The 18,100-nt window shown below is 75.8% G+C and carries 20 protein-coding genes; 7 read left to right on the top strand and 13 right to left on the bottom strand.

All coding sequences use genetic code 11. The annotated features are described in order from the left end of the window. Window positions 1-19 precede the first annotated feature (19 nt). Window positions 20-1,357 carry a PQQ-binding-like beta-propeller repeat protein gene (locus ACGFSC_RS40010; RefSeq protein ID WP_359900212.1) on the top strand — a complete coding sequence of 446 codons (1,338 nt, stop codon included), beginning with the start codon at window positions 20-22 and terminating at the stop codon, window positions 1,355-1,357. A gap of 73 nt (window positions 1,358-1,430) precedes the next feature. After that, window positions 1,431-2,066, top strand: a complete 636-nt coding sequence (locus ACGFSC_RS40005) for a uridine kinase (RefSeq protein ID WP_359900210.1) — start codon at window positions 1,431-1,433, stop codon at window positions 2,064-2,066. On the opposite strand, the gene ACGFSC_RS40000 is transcribed toward ACGFSC_RS40005, so the two are convergent. Both ACGFSC_RS40000 and ACGFSC_RS39995 read right to left on the bottom strand, forming a co-directional pair. After that, window positions 2,014-2,862 carry a DNA-formamidopyrimidine glycosylase family protein gene (locus tag ACGFSC_RS40000; RefSeq protein WP_359900208.1) on the bottom strand — a complete coding sequence of 283 codons (849 nt, stop codon included), beginning with the start codon at window positions 2,860-2,862 and terminating at the stop codon, window positions 2,014-2,016. The genes ACGFSC_RS40005 and ACGFSC_RS40000 overlap by 53 nt on opposite strands. A gap of 51 nt (window positions 2,863-2,913) precedes the next feature. After that, window positions 2,914-3,375: a universal stress protein gene (locus ACGFSC_RS39995; protein WP_359900206.1), complete on the bottom strand. Its 462-nt coding sequence runs from the start codon at window positions 3,373-3,375 to the stop codon at window positions 2,914-2,916. A 147-nt stretch (window positions 3,376-3,522) separates the two neighbouring features. On the opposite strand from ACGFSC_RS39995, the gene ACGFSC_RS39990 reads away from it, so the two are divergent. Continuing rightward, window positions 3,523-3,906 (top strand): hypothetical protein, encoded by a 384-nt coding sequence (locus ACGFSC_RS39990; RefSeq protein ID WP_359900204.1) that lies wholly within the window; start codon window positions 3,523-3,525, stop codon window positions 3,904-3,906. Window positions 3,907-3,937: 31 nt separating this feature from the next. On the opposite strand, the gene ACGFSC_RS39985 is transcribed toward ACGFSC_RS39990, so the two are convergent. From ACGFSC_RS39985 to ACGFSC_RS39975, 3 genes are all read right to left on the bottom strand, one after another. Further along, complete coding sequence (locus ACGFSC_RS39985) at window positions 3,938-4,933, bottom strand: zinc metalloprotease (RefSeq protein ID WP_392865062.1); 996 nt, start codon at window positions 4,931-4,933, stop codon at window positions 3,938-3,940. A 93-nt stretch (window positions 4,934-5,026) separates the two neighbouring features. Further along, window positions 5,027-5,695: an AAA family ATPase gene (locus ACGFSC_RS39980; protein WP_359910808.1), complete on the bottom strand. Its 669-nt coding sequence runs from the start codon at window positions 5,693-5,695 to the stop codon at window positions 5,027-5,029. A gap of 143 nt (window positions 5,696-5,838) precedes the next feature. Next, the gene (locus tag ACGFSC_RS39975; RefSeq protein ID WP_359910811.1) at window positions 5,839-6,765 is read right to left on the bottom strand and encodes an LLM class F420-dependent oxidoreductase; all 927 of its coding nucleotides are present in this window, start codon (window positions 6,763-6,765) and stop codon (window positions 5,839-5,841) included. Window positions 6,766-6,928: 163 nt separating this feature from the next. Between ACGFSC_RS39975 and ACGFSC_RS39970 the strand changes: the two genes are divergently transcribed. Continuing rightward, the gene (locus ACGFSC_RS39970) at window positions 6,929-7,282 is read left to right on the top strand and encodes a DUF6401 family natural product biosynthesis protein (RefSeq protein WP_359910813.1); all 354 of its coding nucleotides are present in this window, start codon (window positions 6,929-6,931) and stop codon (window positions 7,280-7,282) included. A gap of 37 nt (window positions 7,283-7,319) precedes the next feature. Here the strand turns inward: ACGFSC_RS39970 and ACGFSC_RS39965 are convergent, their stop codons facing one another. Beyond that, the gene (locus tag ACGFSC_RS39965; protein ID WP_359910816.1) at window positions 7,320-8,126 is read right to left on the bottom strand and encodes a hypothetical protein; all 807 of its coding nucleotides are present in this window, start codon (window positions 8,124-8,126) and stop codon (window positions 7,320-7,322) included. A gap of 199 nt (window positions 8,127-8,325) precedes the next feature. On the opposite strand from ACGFSC_RS39965, the gene ACGFSC_RS39960 reads away from it, so the two are divergent. Beyond that, complete coding sequence (locus tag ACGFSC_RS39960; RefSeq protein WP_359910819.1) at window positions 8,326-9,090, top strand: alpha/beta fold hydrolase; 765 nt, start codon at window positions 8,326-8,328, stop codon at window positions 9,088-9,090. A 51-nt stretch (window positions 9,091-9,141) separates the two neighbouring features. Here the strand turns inward: ACGFSC_RS39960 and ACGFSC_RS39955 are convergent, their stop codons facing one another. The 4 genes from ACGFSC_RS39955 to ACGFSC_RS39940 are packed head-to-tail and all read right to left on the bottom strand — an operon-like array spanning window position 9,142 to window position 11,763. After that, on the bottom strand, window positions 9,142-9,648 hold the full coding sequence (locus tag ACGFSC_RS39955) for a hypothetical protein (protein WP_359910822.1): 507 nt from the start codon (window positions 9,646-9,648) through the stop codon (window positions 9,142-9,144). Between the two features lie 47 nt (window positions 9,649-9,695). After that, window positions 9,696-10,118, bottom strand: coding sequence for a hypothetical protein (locus ACGFSC_RS39950; RefSeq protein WP_359910825.1), 423 nt, complete (start codon window positions 10,116-10,118; stop codon window positions 9,696-9,698). Next, window positions 10,115-10,987, bottom strand: a complete 873-nt coding sequence (locus ACGFSC_RS39945) for a class I SAM-dependent methyltransferase (protein WP_359910828.1) — start codon at window positions 10,985-10,987, stop codon at window positions 10,115-10,117. The genes ACGFSC_RS39950 and ACGFSC_RS39945 overlap by 4 nt, the downstream gene beginning before the upstream one ends. Then, window positions 10,984-11,763 carry a DUF2071 domain-containing protein gene (locus ACGFSC_RS39940; protein ID WP_359910831.1) on the bottom strand — a complete coding sequence of 260 codons (780 nt, stop codon included), beginning with the start codon at window positions 11,761-11,763 and terminating at the stop codon, window positions 10,984-10,986. The genes ACGFSC_RS39945 and ACGFSC_RS39940 overlap by 4 nt, the downstream gene beginning before the upstream one ends. 378 nt (window positions 11,764-12,141) lie before the next feature. Here ACGFSC_RS39940 and ACGFSC_RS39935 point away from each other — a divergent pair, with 378 nt between their 5' ends. Continuing rightward, window positions 12,142-12,828 (top strand): hypothetical protein, encoded by a 687-nt coding sequence (locus tag ACGFSC_RS39935; RefSeq protein WP_359910834.1) that lies wholly within the window; start codon window positions 12,142-12,144, stop codon window positions 12,826-12,828. Here the strand turns inward: ACGFSC_RS39935 and uppS are convergent. Both uppS and ACGFSC_RS39925 read right to left on the bottom strand, forming a co-directional pair. Next, a complete protein-coding gene (uppS, locus tag ACGFSC_RS39930) occupies window positions 12,767-14,608 on the bottom strand; it encodes a polyprenyl diphosphate synthase (RefSeq protein ID WP_359910837.1) in 1,842 nt (613 codons plus the stop codon). The genes ACGFSC_RS39935 and uppS overlap by 62 nt on opposite strands. 203 nt (window positions 14,609-14,811) lie before the next feature. Next, window positions 14,812-15,402: a cysteine hydrolase family protein gene (locus ACGFSC_RS39925; protein WP_359910840.1), complete on the bottom strand. Its 591-nt coding sequence runs from the start codon at window positions 15,400-15,402 to the stop codon at window positions 14,812-14,814. A 152-nt stretch (window positions 15,403-15,554) separates the two neighbouring features. Between ACGFSC_RS39925 and ACGFSC_RS39920 the strand changes: the two genes are divergently transcribed. Then, window positions 15,555-16,634, top strand: a complete 1,080-nt coding sequence (locus ACGFSC_RS39920; protein ID WP_359910843.1) for a DJ-1/PfpI family protein — start codon at window positions 15,555-15,557, stop codon at window positions 16,632-16,634. Here the strand turns inward: ACGFSC_RS39920 and ACGFSC_RS39915 are convergent. Beyond that, on the bottom strand, window positions 16,615-18,048 hold the full coding sequence (locus ACGFSC_RS39915; RefSeq protein WP_359910846.1) for a HAMP domain-containing sensor histidine kinase: 1,434 nt from the start codon (window positions 18,046-18,048) through the stop codon (window positions 16,615-16,617). The genes ACGFSC_RS39920 and ACGFSC_RS39915 overlap by 20 nt on opposite strands. Window positions 18,049-18,100: the final 52 nt, after the last annotated feature.

Here is an 18,100-nt window from a genome sequence, read left to right as displayed (position 1 = left end):
GTGGGGAAGCGAGAGCCGTATGCAGTCGTCGTCCGGGGGGCCCGCGCGCGGAACGTCGTGGCAGTGGGACGAGGAGACGGACGGCGGCGGGGCCACCGAGGACGTGATCGCGGGCGGCGGGGAGCGCACCGGGCCGAGCCGGCGCCGGCTGCTGCTCGGGGCCGGGGCGCTAGCAGCGGGCGGGGCCGCCTGGGCGCTCGGCCGTTCGGGTGGCAGCGGGGCCCGTCCCACGCCGGGGCCGACCGGGCCGCCGCCGACCGCGCTGTCCGGCCCGACGCCGCTCTGGACCTACCGCGGACCGGAGGCGATGACCCCGGAGCGGCTGACCGACCCGCCCCGCCGCCCCGTCTTCCTCTCCCGGAAGGGTCTGCAGGTCCTCGACCCGGCGAAGGGCACCGCCGCCCGGCTCCTGGTCTTCGACCCGCCGACCAACCGCAGCTGGCCCAGCGACCTCGACATGCTCGGCAAGGTGGTGGTCGGGCCCGACCACCTCTTCACCGCCACCTACCAGGGCCACCTCGAAGCCCGCCACTTCACCGACCCCGCCGCCGACTGGAGCCTGCCGCTGCCCGACGAACTGCAGGGGCAGGTCCGCCTCGCCGGCTACGACCGCGACCCCGGCATCCTCTACGGCTACTCCTGGGGCCACCCGCGGGCCGACGGCAGTTCGACGGACAACCGCCTCTTCGCCCTGCGGGTCATCGACCGCGCCCTGCTCTGGTCCGTCCGCACCGAGCGGACGGAGCAGCCCGTCACGCCCGCCACCTTCGGCGGGGGCAGCCTCCTCGCCTGCATCCGATTCGTCGACGGCCGCACCGAGCTGGTGGCCCGGGCCGCCGCCACCGGCCGCGAGCTGTGGACCGCCCCCGGCGAGGAGGACCTGCGCTGGTGCGTCACCGGCGCGACGGGCGTCTACGTCCCCGACGGCAACGGCGGCGTGCGCATGCTGCTCCCCACCGGCGAGCCGGGCTGGACCCACTCGCCCCACCGGCGTGAGTCCTGGCGGGCGCTGCCGCCCGTCGCGCAGAACACCCGGGTGTACATCCCGTGGGACCAGGGCGTCGTCAGCTGCCTCGACGTGTCCAACGGCGCCGAGCTGTGGTCCTGCCGGCTGCCGTTCCCGCTGGACCGCCGCAGCCGTCCGCTGGTCGCCAACGGCACGCTGTTCGTCCCGGGTACGTCGGTCGGCGGGGTCAGCGCGATCCACCCGGCGACCGGCGAGCTGGGGTGGACCTTCCACGACTCCGGTCCGGGCAAGGACGTCTGGACCCTCGCCACCGACGCGACCCACCAGTACGACGGAACCCGCCTCTACGCGGGCCACGACGACGTCCTGCACGCCCTTCCGCTGAACTGAACGTCCCGATGACACTGAACGTCCCGACGACCCGACGACACTGAACGTCCCGACGACCCGGCAGGAGGGCCCGATGCAGGTACGCCCGATCTCCCCCGAGAAGCTGGCCGAGCTGCTCGCCGACCGCATCGCCGCCCTGCCCGGCGCCCGCGACCGGCGCCTGCGGGTGGCCGTGGACGGCGCGGCGGCGGCCCGCCCCGAGGCGCTCGCCGACGCGCTGGTGGAGCCGCTGCGGCTGCGCGGCCACCCGACGCTGCGGGTCTCGGCCTCCGGCTTCCTGCGTCCGGCCTCGGTCCGGCTGGAGTACGGCCACCAGGACGCGGACGCCTTCCACGACCTCTGGCTGGACGACGGCGCCCTGGCGCGCGAGGTGCTCGACCCCTTGGAGCCGGGCGGCAGCGGCCGTGTCCTGCCCTCGCTGCGCGACCCGGTCACCGACCGCTCGACCCGCGCCCCGTACACCGAACTCCCGCCCGGCGGCGTGCTGTTGCTGGACGGCGCGCTGCTGCTCGGCCGCTGGCTGCCGCTGGAGCTGTCCGTCCACCTGGCGCTCGGTCCGGCCGCGCTGGCCCGCCGCACCCCGGCCGACCAGCAGTGGACGCTGCCCGCCTTCGCCCGCTACGAGGCGCAGACCGTCCCCGCCGAGGCCGCCGACGTCACCGTCCGGGTGGACGACCCGCGCCACCCCGCGCTGGTCGAGCGGCCGTGACCTCCGGGGCCGGGCCGCGCTGGCAATAGGGGCACCAGAAGACCGCCCGGTCGCGCGGCGGCGAGCCCTGGCGGCCGGCGACCACGGGGGTCACGCAGCGCGGGCAGGGCCGTCCGGCCCGGCCGTACACCCAGTGCTGGTAGCCGGGCCGGGTGTCGCCGGTGGTGATGTGGCCGGGGCGCAGCTTGTTGGCCTCCAGCATCTGCCGGGCGCGCTCCACCAGCCGGTCGGGGTGCGGGAGTTCGCCGACCTCGGTCCAGGGGGTGACGCCCGCGACGAAGCACAGCTCGTTGGCGTAGACGTTGCCGATCCCGGCGAGGTTGCGCTGGTCGAGCAGGGCCTCGACGACCGGGCGGCCCGGGTGGGCGAGGAGCCGGCGGACGGCCTCGACCGCGTCCCAGTCGGGGCCGAGCAGGTCGGGGCCGAGGTGGCCGACGATCCGCCGTTCGTCGGCGGTGCGCAGCAGTTCGACGACGGGCAGCCGGTAGCCGACGGCGGTGCCCCGGTCGGTGCCGAGGACGGCGCGGATCTGCCGGTCGGGGCCGCCGGTCCACCGCTCGCCGGGGCGGTAGACCTCCCAGCGGCCGTCCATCCGCAGGTGGGTGTGCAGGGTGAGGCCGCCTTCGAGGCGGGTGAGCAGGTGCTTGCCGCGCGGGGCGACCTCCAGCACCCGGCGGCCGGTGAGGTCGGCGGTGGCGTGCGCGGGCACCCGCAGGTCGGCGCTGGTCAGCGGCTGTCCGGCGAGGGCCTCGCGCAAGTGGGCCGCCACGCGGTAGACGGAGTCACCTTCTGGCATGTCTCCATTCTGGTCCGCGCGGCGGCCCGGCGGGACACCGGCCCCGGTGCGTTACGCCGACTGCCCCGGGGCGGCCTGGCCCTCGCGCACCACGACCACCGGGCAGGGCGCGTGCTCGGTGAGGTGGCGGCTGACCGAGCCGAGCAGCACGCCGGAGAAGCCGCCCAGGCCGCGGCTGCCGACGACGAGCAGCGCGGCGCCCTTGGCGGCCTCCAGCAGCGCCTGGGCGGCGTTGCCGGGCATCACGCTCTCGGCGATCGCGACGCCGGCGTCGTCGCCGGCCACCTTGGCGATGGTCTCGCTGAGGGTCTTCCCGGCGAGCTCCTCGGGGTTGAAGGCCTCGACGGTCGGCACGCCCTGCCCGGCCCACCCGTAGAAGGCCGGGTACTCCCAGGCGGCGATCGCGTGGACCGTCCCGCCGACGGCCCGCGCGTAGTCGATCGCCCAGCGCAGCGCCTGCTCCGAGGCGGGCGAGCCGTCCACGCCGACGACGATCCGGGGATTGGCACTCATGGCCTTGCTCCTTCGGTTGCTCCTGATCGGTCCCGACCCTCCGAACATAGATCAAATCGGACAAACGCTCGGTATTGCCACGCCGAAAGCGACCCGCCGCATTCAATTCGATCGCGGCCGGGGTTCCAGGCCTGGGAGGATGCCCGGATGCCGAGCAAGCCCCGCCGCCGCACGGGCGGCTTCGCCGACGTCCTTGCCGCCCTGCCGTCGCAGGAGGAGCGCCAGTGCCGGAATCTCGACGACCCGCTCGCGTCGGGCGGCTTCGTGGACGCCGGGGGGCGCTACTGGCGGCTCGCCCGCGGCCCGGTGGACCGGCGGTTGGCGAAGCGGCTGGCGGTCGGCGCGGACGAGATGACGCTGGGTCTGCGGGGCGAGCTGGAGGAGGTCTCCCCGGGGGTCTTCGTGCCCGCCCTGCTCACCCCCGAGGAGCGTCCGGCCGTCTGGCGGGAGGCCTGCGAGCTGGACCACCTGGCCTACGAGTTCCGCGCCTCCGGCGGCCGGACGCTGCTCTACCTCGTGGTGTTCTGCTGAGCCCCGTGCCGTCCTGCCGCGCCGCCTCCGCTCAACTCCGGTAGGCGGCCCAGGCGTTGGCCATCCGCTGGACCTGCCCCCGGGTGAACCCGGTCATGCAGGAGTCGTAGCTGTAGTCCATGAAGTTGTGGATCGGGTCGAGCCCGGGGCCGGCGCAGGTGTCGCGGCCCTCGGGGCAGCCGGAGGCGGCGGTGCGCTCGGGCGGGGTGTCGTCCACGTAGTCGCCCGGGGCCCGGCAGCCGCCCTGGAAGGTGTGGAAGAGGCCGAGCCAGTGGCCGATCTCGTGGGTCGCGGTGTCGCCCTCGTCGTAGTGGGTGGCGGCGCCGCCGGGCAGGGAGGCGTCGAGCACCACCACACCGTCGTCGGTCGGGTTCGTCCGGTACGCGTCCGGGAACGTCGACCAGCCGAGCAGGGAGTCGCCGAGACGGGCCGTGTAGAGGTTGAGGGCGCCCTGGTCGCCCTTGCGCAGGGCGGTCTTCATGTCCTGCTCGGCCGACGAGCCCGGGGTCATGCCGGTGTACCAGGACGGGTTGTCGGTCCAGTCGGCGCCGACCAGCTCGAAGTGGAACGGGCTCGCGGCGTTGCCCTGCCCCCGGCCGCCGTAGCTCTCGTTGAGGTGGTCGATCTGGCCGGTGACGGCGGCCCGGTCCAGCCGTCCGGCGGCGCCGTCGTGGATCACGTGGAAGAACACCGGGACGGTGGTCGGGGCGGCGGCCCGGCGCCGGCCGGCGCCCAGTTCGGCGAGCCGCCGGTCGAGGTCGGCCTGCATCGCCCGGGCCTGCCCGGCGCCGACCGCGTTCGGGTCCCCGCCCGGCCGGCTGCCGGCGGGCCGCCGGGCGGCGGCACCGGCCGCCCCGGCCGCATCGGCGCCGCCGTCCGCGCACCCGGCCACCGCGGCGGCCGGAGCCGCGGTGGCGCGGTGTGCGGCCGGAGCGGCGAACTGGCTCAGGCCGGCCGCGGCGACCAGCGCGGCAGCGCAGGGGAACAGGCGGGGGGCACGCGAGCGCACCCGGGCAGTACGGCGCATCAGCGCTCCTGACGGGGGAGTTGACGTGGTCTCGGCCGCGTGCCGGGCCTGCTCCGGCCGGACCCGCCGGCGCCCGGCGCGGACTCGCCGAGACTACGACGCCGTGAAGTCGATCTCCCGCAGGGCGCGCGCGGCGGCCCGGTCGAGTACCACGGCCGACGCACAGCCGGCCGGCAGCCGGCCGGCCTCCAGGATCCGGTGGCGCAGCCGGGCGACCGCGGCCAGGTGCCGGGCGAAGGCGTAGCGCGAGACGCCGCGCCGGCGCCGCCGCTGCCCGTCCAGGGCCTCGGCCGGGTCGGCGTCGAGCAGCAGCAGGTGCACCCGGCGGCCCTGCCGGGCGGCGGCGCGGACCAGCCAGGCCCGCACCCAGGGCTGGGTGCCGCAGTCGTGCACGGCGAGCGGCCCGCCGTCCAGGACGGCGCGGCGCAGCCGCCGGTAGTGGGCGAGCCGGGCCAGCGGGCGGTAGAGCGCGTACGGCAGGCGGCCGGGCAGCCTGGCCGCGTACTCCTCTCGGACCAGCTGGGAGTCGATCAGCGGGGCGCGGACGCAGCGGCGCATCAGGGTGCTCTTGCCGCTGCCGGGCAGGCCGGTGACGACCAGCAGGTCCCCGGCGGGGTAGCGCAGGACCGCCGGCCCGGGCCCGCGCAGCTCGTGCCGGGCGGGCGGGTCGTGCGGCGCGGGCAGGACGACGCGCTCCCCGGCGGTGCGCGGCGGCGGCACCCTCGGCGCCGCCGCCGTCCGCACCGCTCTCGTCCCGCTCACCCGGTCTCCCCCCGCCGTTCCCGTCCAAGGAGCATGGCGCATTCCCAAGAACGAGTAAAGGGCGGAGGTCGGGGCGGGTACGGACGACCCCGGCCGGGTCCGGGCCGCCGGGCGTCCGGGCCGCCGGCGGGCCCGGGCGCGCCTCAGGCGAGCTGCGGGGCGATCCGGGAGGCGATCAGCTCCAGGTGGTCGAGGTCGTCCAGGTCGAGGATCTGGAGGTAGATCCGCTCGCTGCCGACGGCCGCGTACCGGCCGATCTTCTCGGCGACCTCGTCCGGGGTGCCGGCCAGCCCGTTCTCCTTGAGCTCGTCGACGTCGCGGCCGATCACGGCGGCGCGGCGGGCGACCTCGGCGTCGTCCCGGCCGACGCAGGCGACCAGGGCGCTGGAGTAGACCAGCTCGTCGGCCGCGCGCCCGGCGTGCTCGACGGCGGCGCGGACCCGGCCGAACTGGGCGGCGGTGTCGTCCACCGAGGCGAACGGCACGTTGAACTCGTCGGCGAAGCGGGCGGCCAGGGCCGGGGTCCGCCGGGGGCCGTGCCCGCCGACCAGCACCGGGATGTGCTCCTGGACGGGCTTGGGCAGCGCGGGCGAGTCGGTCAGCGTGTAGTACTCGCCGGCGAAGTCGAAGGTGTCGCCGAGCTTGGTCCGCCACAGCCCGGTGATGATCGCCAGCTGCTCCTCCAGCCGACCGAACTTCTCCTTCGGGAAGGGGATGCCGTACGCGGTGTGCTCGGCCTCGTACCAGCCGGCGCCGAGGCCGAACTCGACCCGGCCGCCGCTCATCGCGTCCACCTGGGCGACCTGGATCGCGGTGACGCCGGGCAGCCGGAAGGTGGCGGCGGTCATCAGCGTGCCCAGGCGGATGGTGCTGGTGTCGCGGGCGAGGCCGGCCAGGGTGATCCAGGCGTCGGTGGGCCCGGGCAGGCCGTCGACGTCGCCCATCTTCAGGTAGTGGTCGGAGCGGAAGAAGGCGCTGAAGGCCCCGAGCTCCTCGGCGGTGCGGGCCACCTTGAGGAGGGTGTCGTAGCTCGCGCCCTGCTGGGGTTCGGTGAAGATGCGGAGGTCCATGCCGGCCATTCTGGTACGGAGCACCCCGTGATCGGCAGAGCGAACCGGACGGGACACGGACCGTCGCCGCGGCGGGCGGTGGCGCGGGCGGGGTGGCCAAGGTCTCAGCACGGAACCGTCACGGGCGTCCGTTCCGGCTCCGGGGCTCGCCTAACGTGGACGGATGTTCGCCACCTCCGACGATTCCTTCCGGCGCTCCCCCGACGAGCCGGCCGGCTGTCCGCTGCCCGGCATCGTGACGGCCTTCACGCCCCGCCTGGCCGAGTTCGCCTTCGAGCCCGGTTTCGTCGCGGCGGTCGACCAGCACGCGGCGATGCTGCGGGAGCTGCTGTACGCGCAGGGACCGGAGCTGGCGCCCCGGCCCCTGGACCGTGAGGAGCTGTCGGACTACGCGCTGGGCTTCGTCGACGCGCTCGACGAGATCGGCTGGCGGGAGCCGGTCGGCTACGACTACGCCGTCATGCGGCTCACCGCGATCTGCTGGCTGGTGCGCGAGCAGGGCCTGCTGGAGGTCTGAGCCCCGGCAGGCCCTGCCCGGCGTCCGGTGGTGGCGGCTACCGGTTCTGGTCGCCCTCGATGCCCGGCGCGGGCGGGGTGCCCGGACCGGTCTGGGTGGTCGGCCGGACCGGCTGGTTGGACAGCGCGTCGGAGCGGCCGGCCTGGTAGGCGCTGCCGCGCAGCCGGGCGGTCTCCCGTTCGGCGCCGTCCAGCCACCGCTCCCAGCGCTGGCGCATCGGCAGGATCAGGCCGCCGCCGACGCCGACCACCAGCACGCCGGCGATGGTGGCGAGCACGGCGATCAGCACCGGGGTCGTGATCGCGGTGGCGATCCCGACCTGGCCCAGCGCGGCGATCACACCGAGGCCGACGATGAACGCCCAGACCGCGGTGGCGACCACCCGGCCGTACGAGGCTCCGGACAGCGAGTTGCCCACGATGTCCCGCACGCCGTTGGCGATGGCCATCGCGACCACCAGGATCACGACGGCGACGATGGCCCTGGGCAGCCAGGCGACGATGCTGTGGATCATCACGCTGATCGGGTTCGGGCCGAAGACTCCGAACGCCAGCTGCAGGGCCATCAGCAGGACGATGTAGTAGACGACCTTGCAGACGATGCCGGTCATGTCGTACTTGGAGCCGGCCAGCCGGGCGGCCATCCCGGACCGCTCGGCGACCCGTTCCGAGCCGAGCCTGCGCATCACCCGGTCGAGGACCTTGGCGATGGCCTTGGCCACGATCCAGCCGATGAACAGGATCACCAGGAAGGCGATGAACTGCGGGATGACCTTGGCGATCTTGGACCAGGCCTGGGTGAAGCCCGACCCGAAGTCGACGGACAGAGCGAGCTGCTGAGCCACGGAGTCCTCCACTCGGTGACACGGCGCCACGAGCGGGCGCTTGCGGCCCCCCACCCTTCGTGAATAGCAGGCGCCCGCTCCGGCCGCGCGCGCCCGGTGTCCGGGATGGTTCCCTCGGGTGAACGGTCCGGCCGTCCGCACGCGTACAGTGGCGGTCCGGGGGACGGGCCACGGGCGGGACGGACGGGACGGTGCGGCAGTGAGCGGTACGGCGGCGGAGCGCGCGGTGGGCCACCGGGCGCTGCACTGGCAGGTCCGGCCGGACGCGGCCCGGGCCGCCGTCCTGGTGCTGCACGGCGGCGAGGAGCACAACTTCTCCCGGCCCGGACGCCTCAACCTCCCGCTGCTGCGGATGCACGGCTTCCTGCGCGGGCTCACCAGGGCGACCGCGGACGCCGGCGTCGCCATCGGGACCGTCCGCTACCGCCACCGCGGCTGGAACGGCGAACGGGCCGACGCCGCACAGGACGCGACCGCCGCGCTCGACGAACTGACCGCGCTGCTCGGGCCGGTGCCGACGGTGCTGGTCGGCCACTCGATGGGCGGGCGCGCCGCGCTCCGGGCCGGCGGGCACCCGTCCGTCACCGGCCTGGTCGCCCTCGCACCGTGGTGCCCGGCCGAGGACCCGTGCGAGCAGCTCGCCGGACGCGACGTGCTGATGCTGCACGGCGACCGCGACACCGTCACCCCGCCCGCCGACACCCGCGCCTTCGCCGCCCGCAGCCGCGCCGCGGGCGCCAGGGTCTGCGGATACACCGTCACCGGCAGCGGCCACGCCATGCTCCGGCGGATCCCCGACTGGCACCGCGCCACCACCCGGCTGACCACCGCCCTGCTCGGCCTGCAGCCGCTCCCCGCCGAGACCGCCTCCGCCCTCGCCCTCCCGACCGCCTCCCGCGAGGCCCTCACCCTCGCCCTCCCGCCCCAGCCGCGCCGCGCGCCGGCCCTGCCGGCGAACGTCTGACGGGACGGGCCCCGCGGAGCGGCGGTACCGGGCGGGGAGGTGCCGGCGTGCTCAGCCGGTGGCAGCCTTGGCCCCGTCGGGCGAGACGCAGGGGGACTCGAAACCGACCTTCAACGTGGCCGGCCAGTTGTCGCCGTCCGAGATGGAGGCCTTGAAGCCGTTGTCCGGGTTGGTGAGGACGATCACACCGGGCCTGCTGTCGGTGACCCGGAACCCGGCCACGACGAGGTGGCCGCGGAAGGCGTCGAAGATCGTGTCGTGGTGATCGGCCGGAATGTCCCGCAGGAAGCGGTAGGTGACGGCCTTCACCCGGCCGTCCGGCTCCGAGGGGGCACCCTTCTTGAAGCACTTCTCCTCGCCGTCGCGGTCGACCACCGGCGAGATCGGCTTCGGGAAGGCCAGGAAGGTCTCGGAGAAGTACTGGTCGGTCTTCTGCTTGGCCTGGGCGCTGGTCAGCGCCGCGTCGGACGAACCGGAGCAGGAGGTGGCCGCCAGCAGGACGGCGCCGGCCGACAGGGCCGACCGCACGGCGCGAGCACGGGGGAAAGCAACGGTCACCGCATGATCCTTGAGGGGTGTGTGGGCTCCTGGGGTCGCGACTGATCCTAGACCGTGTGCCAGAGGGCTCCGGCGAAGACCGCCGTCACCCAGGTCCACAGCACGCTGAGGCCGAGGTGGGCGACGGTGCGCAGGCGGTCTCCGCGCCACAGCCGGGGCGAGAAGTAGGCGAACTCGAAGAGCCAGCGCAGGCCCCAGAAGAGCGTCTGGCCCGCCAGCAGGGCGGTGCCGAGCCGGCCGCCCGCCAGCAGGTCGGGGGCCAGGCAGAGCGGGAGCAGGCCGAGCAGGGCGCAGGCGAGGCCGATGAAGAAGAGGTGGGCGTAGGAGACCTGCCGGGTCAGCAGGGTGGTGCCGGACAGGTCGGCGGGCCAGCCGATGGCGCGGGGCAGCACCGCGTGGACCAGGCCGAGGGTCACGAGGGCGGCGCCGACCAGGCGCAGCTGGGCCTCCAGGGTGACCAGCCCGGTCATGACGCGGCCTTCCGGAAGGCGAAGGCGGTGACCAGGCCGGCGATCCGGCGCTCGGCGGCCGGATGCAGGCCCGCCTCGGCGGCGTGCCGCAGCCAGGTGGCGCGGGGCAGGAAGTGCCAGGCGCCGGGACCGTAGACGGCCGTGTTGGCGGCGTCCCGCAGGTGCTCGACCAGCAGCAGGGTGCCGCCGGGGCACAGGCTGCGGGCGGCCTCGGCGAACAGGGCGGTGCGGTCGGCGGGCCGGCGCAGCTCGTGGGCGGCGAAGACGGCGAACACGGTGTCCAGGGCGCCGGTCGCCGCGGGCAGGGCGTCCGGGCGGGCCGGGATCCCGCCGGGGGCGGGCGGGGCGTGGCGGCGGGCGCGGCGGATCGAGCCGCTCGCGGTCAGCGCGGGGTCGTACAGGTCGGCGAGCCGTCCGCGGGCACCGGGGTGGCGGGCGGCGATCGGGCGGCTGGCCTCGTCCAGGCCGGTGCTGATCACCAGGTGGTCGCCGGGGCCGTCGGGCAGCAGCTCCGGCAGCCAGTCGTAGCGGTGGAGTGCGGAGCGGTCGTAGACGCACCAGGTGGCGAGGGTGCTGACGGCGAGGTATCCGGCGGCGGTGGCGGCGACCGTCCGGGCGAGCACGGCGGCGGGGCCCGGCAGCCGGCCGGCCAGCGCCCCGCCGACGGCGACGGTGAGCGCGCCGGCGGCGTACATCGGCCAGTTGTAGCGGACGACCTCGCGCACGCCGGACGGGCGGGGGCCGTCGGGCCGGGCCGTGGACGGGCACAGGACGGCGGAGCAGGCGGCGAACGGGCCGACGGCGAACGGGCGGGCGGCGGACGGGCCGGGGGCGGACCGGCCGGGCCCGGCCGGGGCGGGGGCGGTCATCGGGCGGCTCCGGTGAGGTGGCGGCGCTCTCCGGCGTGCCAGCCGTAGTCGAGGCCGGCGACGTGGAAGGCGTTGGCGAGCAGGGGCCGGCTGCCGGCCAGCGGGCCGTGGTCGAAGAAGGTGAGCCGGGGCACCTCGACGGCCACCGGGACCGGGTCCCAGTGGGCGCGGGTGGCCTTGACCACGATCATCGAGCGGGTCTGCGGCTCGTACTCGAAGGTGTAGGGCAGCGGGCCGGCGAAGCGCCGCGCGGCCCGGGCGTCCGCGAACGGGCTGCCCGGCGGGAGGGCGGCGGGGGCGCCGCCGAGGTCGGCGCGCACGTGCAGGTCGGCGCGGCCGTCGCCGCTGACCACCTTGAACTCCAGGGTGTCGCCGACCACCCGGGTGCCGATCCGGGCGTGCCGGTAGTGGTAGCGGGAGAAGGCGTTGCCGCCGAGCGCCATCATCCGGCTGTCGGTGTCCGAGCGCAGGATGCGCAGGCCGCGCATGGTGCGGCCGCCGGGGGTCGGGAAGCGGGTGAAGACCCGGTAGCCGGTCAGGATGAAGTCCCGGCCGAGGCGGGCGGGCAGCGCGGCCGGGCGCAGTGCCCGGGTGTCCACGACGGCGGCGGCGACGAAGCCGTGCTCGGTGCCGTCGGGGTCGGTGTAGGTGTCGAGGGCGAGGCCGGGCGGCACCAGCGGGGCGAGCAGCCGGGGCGGCAGGGCGTAGGTGAGGACGAGCGAGTGCGCGAAGTGGGTGCGCATCGCGAAGGGGTGGCGTTGCAGCAGGTGTCGCACGGTCGACTCCGGGGTCGGGTAGGGGGGTTCGGAGCGTGACGGGGCAGCACGGGACCGCCTTCCGCCGCAGGCCGCGGTGGGGTGTCCTCGCGGCCCTCATCATGGCGCACGACTTTGAACACGTTCAACTCAGGGTGGGGGCGGTACGGCGGGGGTACGCGAACGGCCGGGACCGCACGGAGTGCCCGGCTGCCGGACCGGACACCCGGCGGGCAGCCGTCCCGGGGGGCTCATGTCCCCGAACGGACCACCCGTGGCTGCGTCCCGCTCCCCCCGTGCGAGTGGTTTCGTTCTCCGGAATGGCCTCGGAGACGGTCGGTGGACGGATGATCCGTCCCATGGCCGTGCTGGACGGCCCGGGAAGGACGGTTCGGGACGATGAGCACGACGCGGCGTTCGCTGCTGGGCGCGGCGCTGGGCGCCCCGCTACTGGGGTGGCTCACCGGGACGGCGGCCGGTGCCGTTGACGGCGGCGCCGACCGCTCCGGAAGCCTGGGAACGCTCTCCAACGGCTGGGTCGAGGTGCGCTGGACCCCCGAGGCACAGGCCCAGCTGGACCGCTTCCACGCGATGGTGGACGTCGTCGCCCCGGCCCGCATGGTGATGGACCGCCACGGCCCGGCCGTCCACCTGCCGATCCGCTCGGCCGTGGGCGACCCGTCCCTCGCGAACCCGCCGAAGGCGCACGGCGACGGGGCACTGGACGGCGGGGTGTCCGTCCGCACCTCCCGGGGCGACTACCGGGTGGTGAACCTGGCCGGCGCGATCAAGGACGGCCTGGGTTCCGGCCGGTGCGAGGTCGGCGGGGCGGAGATGGGGCACCGCTCGGCCTTTCGCTGCGGCCTCACGGAGGGCAAGCTGACCGCCGATCCGGTACCGGCCGGGCACCCGATCAAGGTCCGGCTCACCGGGGTGCCGCTGCGCCCCACCCAGGAGGCGGTGGACGCGTACACCGCGAACTTCGGCGCGCACCCCGTGACCGTGGACACGGTGCTGGCGTACGTCACGGCCCAGGGAACGTACACCCCTCCTCCCCCGGCGGCAGCGCAGGAGCAGCACTCGTAGGGGGCTTCCGGGACTGCTGGGACCGTTGGGACGGCGCGGACGGCGCGGACGGCTGCGGTTGCCCCGACGGCTGCGGTCGCCCGGGTTGCTGCGACTGCCCGGGTTGCTGCGACTGCCGGGACTGGGCGGGCACGCCCCCGCCGAAGCGGCGCTCGCGGGCCGCGTAGGCGCGGACGGCACCGCGCAGCCGGGCCAGGTCGTAGTCGGGCCACGGCGCGGGGTCGAACAGCAGCTCGGCGTAGGCGAGTTGCCAGGGCAGGAAGTTGCTGATCCGCTGCTCCCCCGAGGTGCGGATCAGCAGGTCGACGTCCGGGAGGTCCGGAAGGTACAGGTGCCGGGCGAGGTCGGCCGGGCCGATCGCCTCCGGACGGATCCTCCCGGCCACCGCCTCGGCGGCCAGGCCCCGGGCCGCGGCGGCCAGTTCCTCCCGTCCGCCGTAGTCCACGCAGACCGTCAGGGTCAGCGTGCCGTTGTTGGACGTCATGCTCTCCACCAGCGCGATCGCGGAGGCCAGCGACTCGTCCACCCGGTCCCGCCGACCGCACCACCGGATCCGCACCCCGAGCGCGTGCAGGCCCTCCGCGCCGCGGGTGAGGCCGTCGGCCAGCGAGTCGAACAGCGCGGTCAGCTCCTCGGGCGGGCGGTCCCAGTTCTCGGTGGAGAACGCGTACAGGCTCAGGTGGCGGATGCCCAGCCGCAGCGCCGCGTTGACCAGGCGCAGGGCGGCCCGCTGCCCCGCCTGGTGGCCGTGCCGGGCGGGCAGTCGGCGGGCCTCGGCCCAGCGGCGGTTGCCGTCCATGATCACGGCGACGTGGGCGGGCGCCCCCTCGGCGGGCACGGGCCGGGCGCGACGGCCGGGAGTGGCGCCGTCGGAGCTCAGCGGAGTGAGGCCCTCGGACAGGACACGCGAGCGCGCCAGGGTCACTTCGTCGTACTGCAGCTGGGCGCCGAGCAGCAGGGTGTGCAGGAACGGGCGGCAGCCGGGGGCGGCGAGCCAGGTGACGGGCAGGGCCTGCTCCAACAGCCGGTGCAGCTGTGCCTGCTGACCCTCGACCAGCGTGTCCAGGGCGGCCCGGTGGCGTCCCCCGGGATCGGGTCGGCCGAGGTCGGCGACGGTCAGGCCGAGCCGGCGCAGCTCCTGCTGCGGCAGGTAGCAGCGGCCGGCCGCGAGGTCGAGCGGGAGGTCCTCCAGGATGTCGGCCAGCTGGCAGGCCTCCCCCAGCGCGGACAGCGCCTCCGCCGCCCGCGGGCCCCGCGCCCCCAGCAGCGGGGCCCACAGCTCGGTGATCGTCCCCGCGACGCCGCGCAGGTGGCGGCGCTGGTCCGCACGGGTCTCGAAGACCGGAGGGTGGGCCCCGTCGGCCCGGGTGGCGTCCAGGAACTCCTCGACCAGCGCCGGGTCCAGCTCCCACCGGCGCACGGTGTCCATGAAGGCCCGGCGCAGCGGGTGCTCGCTGCGGCCGGCCGCCAGTTCGGCCAGGGTCTCGTCCCGCCAGCGGGCGAACCGGCGCAGCCGCTCGGCGGGAGCGGCCTGAGCCTCGCCGTCGCGGGCACCGGTGTCGCGGGCGTCGGCGTCAGGGATGTCGGCGTCGTCGGCGATCCGGTCGGACCGGGAGGCGAAGCCGTTGACGGCGTGGAAGTACGGCCGCACCTCGGGCGGCAGTGTGTCGCTGATCGCCCGCAGCGAGGCCTGGTGGCCGGCCACCTCCTGCTCGCAGACCCGGTACGACTCCGCCAGCTCCGGCGGGCCGCCCACGGCCGCCGCCCCGTTCCCCGCCATGCCCGTTCCCCGCCCTCCGCCGACACCGTGCGCGGACTGGTCAACGAGGCGGGGGCGGATCGGTGGCGTTTCCGGGCGCCCTCGACGCCCCGGACCATCACGGCGGACCGCCACGGTGGACCGCTTCGGCGGGCGGTCCGGCCGAGGCTCCGCCCGGGCCCGCCGAGGGCCCGCGCCGAATCCGCCCCGGATCCCGCCCGGGCTCAGCCGAGGTCGGCCGGGGACTCCACCACCACGCCGTACAGGTCGCCGATCGTCGCCAGCGCGGCGCGGTGGACCTGGGCGGCCGTCAGCCCGGTGCCGGCCGACTCCAGCGGGCGGGTGGCGCAGGCGGCGGCCACGACGGTCGGGCGGTTGCCGCGCAGGAAGGCGCCGGCCGTGGTGAAGGCGACGCACATGTGGGTCATGAATCCGGCGACGACGACGTCCCGGTGGCCGGCCGCGTCGAGCAGTTCGCCCAGGTCGGTGCCGACGAAGGCGTCCGGGGCCTGCTTGACCACCACCCGCTCGCCCTCGGCCGGGGCCACGCTCGGGTGGATCCGCCCGATCTCGGCCCGGATGTCGTACGGGGTGCCCTCGCCACCGTCGTTGATCACGTGGATCACGGTGGAGCCGGCCTCCCGGGCCCGGGCGAGCAGGTCGGCGCCGGCGTCCAGCGCTTCCTGCCAGCCCTCCAGTTCCATCACGCCGCGCACATAGGTGTTCTGGTAGTCGATCATGATCAGGGTCGAGTCGCCGATCACGGCGGGCTTCTCGTCGAGGCCGTTGAGGGTGCGCAGGGTCGTGGTGGGCACGGGTTACCGCCTTCACGGTCGGGAGTCGGGGATCTCGCGGGCCACTGCGGGTGCGGCCGGCCCTGAGAACGCTACGGGCGGCGCTCGGGTGTCGGCAATGTCGGCTAACCTGCAGATTCCGACATCGAGCAGGGACGACGAGGAGGGAAGCGGTGTCCGCACCCGCTGCGCAACGGCTGATCGTCATCGTGCTGTTCGAGGGCGTCGACCTGCTCGACGTGACCGGCCCGCCCGAGGTGTTCTCGCTGGTCCGCCGGGAGACCGGCGACGCGACCGGCTACCGGGTCGTCCTCGCCGCCGAGACGGCGGAGCCGGTCACCACCGCGGCGGGCGTGCGCATCCTGCCCGACCTCACCTTCGACGAGGCCGCCCGGAGCCGGATCGACACCCTGCTGGTGCCCGGCTCGGTCGAGGTGGACGACAGCCGCCGGGTCCGCGCGCTCGCCGACCCGGCGGTGGTCGACCGGGTCCGCACGCTGGCCGCCCGCTCGCGCCGGGTGGCCAGCGTCTGCGTCGGCGCGCACCTGCTCGCCGCCGCCGGGCTGCTGGACGGGCGGCGCGCCACCACCCACTGGTCCACGGCCGGCCAACTCGCCGAGGAGCACCCGGAGATCGAGGTCGATCCGGACCCGATCTTCATCCGCGAGGGCGAGGTCTGGACGGGTGCGGGCATCAGCGCCTGCCTGGACCTGTCGCTCGCGCTGGTCGCCGAGGACTTCGGCGAGGAGCTGGCCCTGCGGGTCGCCCGCCAGCTCGTCATGTACCTCAAACGCCCCAGCGGCCAGAGCCAGTTCAGCGTCCCGCTGGAACCCGTCTCAACCACCCGGCGGATCGAGGAGCTGCGCCACCACATCCTGCGCAATCTCGCCGGGCCGCTGACCGTCCCGGACCTCGCGGCCCACGCCCACGTCGGCGAACGGCAGCTGACCCGGATCTTCAAGACCGAGCTGGGCACCACCCCGAGCGCCTACGTCGAGTCCGCCCGGGTCGAACTCGCCCGCCACCGGCTGGAGTCCACCGACGCGACGCTCGACCGCATCGCCACCGCCTGCGGCTTCGGCACCGTCGACACCCTGGTGCGCGCCTTCCGCCGCCGCCTCGGCACCACGCCGACCGACTACCGGCAGCGCTTCCGTACCACGACGGCGGCGACAGCGACAGCGGTGACAACAGCGACGGGAACGGCAACGGCCGCAGCGACGGCGACGACCGTCAGGGCAGCCGGACGGTGAACACGGTGCGGCCGGGCCGGCTCGCCACCGCCACCGTGCCGCCGTGCGCCCCGACCACGGCCCGGACGATCGCCAGACCGAGCCCGGTCGAGCCGGTGGCGCGGGAGCGGGCCCGGTCACCCCGGACGAAGCGCTCGAAGACCCGGTCGGCCAGCTCCGGCGCGATCCCCGGACCGTCGTCCGTGACGCTCAACTCCACCTGACCGTCCGGCTGTTCGAGGCAGAGCCGGACCTCGCTGCCGGGCGGGGTGTGGGTCCGGGCGTTGGCCAGCAGATTCGCCACCACCTGGCTCAACCGGTGCTCGTCCCCGCGCACCAGCACCGGCTCCTCGGGCAGGGCGAGCCGCCAGCGGTGCTCCGGCCCGGCGGCGCGGGCGTCGGCCACCGCGTCGAGGGCGATCCGGGTCAGGTCCACCTCCTCCTCGGCCAGCGGGCGGCCGGCGTCCAGCCGGGCGAGCAGCAGCAGGTCCTCGACGATCGCCCCCATCCGCAGCGCCTCGGCGTCGATCCGCTCCAGCGAGTGCCGTACCGGCGCCGGGACCGGCCCGGGGTGGCGCAGCGCCAGCTCGGCGTGGCCGCGGACCGCCGCGACCGGGGTGCGCAGCTCGTGGCTGGCGTCGGCGGCGAAGCCGCGCAGCCGCTCCTCCACCGCGTGCCGGCGCGCCAGCGCGTCGCCGACGTGCCCGAGCATCCGGTTGAGCGCGGCGCCGACCCGGCCGACCTCGGTGCGCGGGTCGTCGTCCGGCACGCGTTCGGCGAGCAGCACCTCGCCGCTGGCGAGCGGCAGCGCGCTGACCCGCTCGGCCATGCCCACCACCCGCCGCAGCGGGCGCAGCGAGAAGCCGACCCAGGCGGCCCCGGCCGCGCCCGCCGCGGCGACGGAGATCGCGAAGACGGTGAGTTCCAGGGTCTCCAGCCGCTCGACGGTGTCCTCGGCCGGGCGCAGCGGCAGGCCGCTGACCAGCACGTCGCCGTCCCGCCCGGCGACCGCGCGGACCCGGTAGTGGCCGAGGGCCCGGCCGAGGTCGAGGGTGCGGGCCGGGCCGTCGGCGGGCAGGGCGGCCAGGGCGTGCTCCCGGTCGGGGGCGAAGGCGACCCGGTCGTCCTCGTTCCCGGGGTCGTCCACGTCGTCGGCGTCCCCGTCGACCACGCCCGCGGCGGTGACCCGTCCGCCCAGCAGCCGTACGCCGAGGGTGCCGGGGGTCTGGGCCCGGGTGTCGGGGCCGGCGCCGTGGCCGGTGTGCTCCAGGCTCGCGGCGTAGCGGCCGCCGGACTCGGCGAGCTGCTGGTCCAGGCGGTCGACCAGGAAGTGGCGCAGCGCGGCGGTGGTGGCGAGGCCGACGGCGGCGCAGGTGGCGACGAGCAGCACCAGCAGGCCGGCGATCAGCCGGGCGCGCAGGGTGCGGGGGGCCATCCGTGGACGGCGTCTGCCCGGACGGGGGGTCAACCGTGGACGGCGTTCGCCC

It is taken from the genome of Kitasatospora sp. NPDC048715 (genome assembly GCF_043198905.1).
In the GTDB taxonomy this organism is placed as follows: domain Bacteria; phylum Actinomycetota; class Actinomycetes; order Streptomycetales; family Streptomycetaceae; genus Kitasatospora; species Kitasatospora lactacystinica.
Note: the sequence above shows the minus strand (reverse complement) of the source record. Positions and strands in the feature narration are given on the sequence as shown.

Excerpts from the sequence above, each read along its gene's own strand:
- uppS (WP_359910837.1), bottom strand. The coding sequence starts at position 14,608 with ATGGCGGGGAACGGGGCGGCGGCCGTGGGCGGCCCGCCGGAGCTGGCG.
- ACGFSC_RS39975 (WP_359910811.1), bottom strand. The coding sequence starts at position 6,765 with ATGGACCTCCGCATCTTCACCGAACCCCAGCAGGGCGCGAGCTACGAC.
- ACGFSC_RS39990 (WP_359900204.1), top strand. The coding sequence starts at position 3,523 with ATGCCGAGCAAGCCCCGCCGCCGCACGGGCGGCTTCGCCGACGTCCTT.
- ACGFSC_RS39935 (WP_359910834.1), top strand. The coding sequence starts at position 12,142 with ATGAGCACGACGCGGCGTTCGCTGCTGGGCGCGGCGCTGGGCGCCCCG.
- ACGFSC_RS39950 (WP_359910825.1), bottom strand. The coding sequence starts at position 10,118 with ATGACCGGGCTGGTCACCCTGGAGGCCCAGCTGCGCCTGGTCGGCGCC.
- ACGFSC_RS40000 (WP_359900208.1), bottom strand. The coding sequence starts at position 2,862 with ATGCCAGAAGGTGACTCCGTCTACCGCGTGGCGGCCCACTTGCGCGAG.
- ACGFSC_RS39915 (WP_359910846.1), bottom strand. The coding sequence starts at position 18,048 with ATGGCCCCCCGCACCCTGCGCGCCCGGCTGATCGCCGGCCTGCTGGTG.
- ACGFSC_RS39945 (WP_359910828.1), bottom strand. The coding sequence starts at position 10,987 with ATGACCGCCCCCGCCCCGGCCGGGCCCGGCCGGTCCGCCCCCGGCCCG.
- ACGFSC_RS40005 (WP_359900210.1), top strand. The coding sequence starts at position 1,431 with ATGCAGGTACGCCCGATCTCCCCCGAGAAGCTGGCCGAGCTGCTCGCC.
- ACGFSC_RS40010 (WP_359900212.1), top strand. The coding sequence starts at position 20 with ATGCAGTCGTCGTCCGGGGGGCCCGCGCGCGGAACGTCGTGGCAGTGG.
- ACGFSC_RS39995 (WP_359900206.1), bottom strand. The coding sequence starts at position 3,375 with ATGAGTGCCAATCCCCGGATCGTCGTCGGCGTGGACGGCTCGCCCGCC.
- ACGFSC_RS39985 (WP_392865062.1), bottom strand. The coding sequence starts at position 4,933 with ATGCGCCGTACTGCCCGGGTGCGCTCGCGTGCCCCCCGCCTGTTCCCC.
- ACGFSC_RS39970 (WP_359910813.1), top strand. The coding sequence starts at position 6,929 with ATGTTCGCCACCTCCGACGATTCCTTCCGGCGCTCCCCCGACGAGCCG.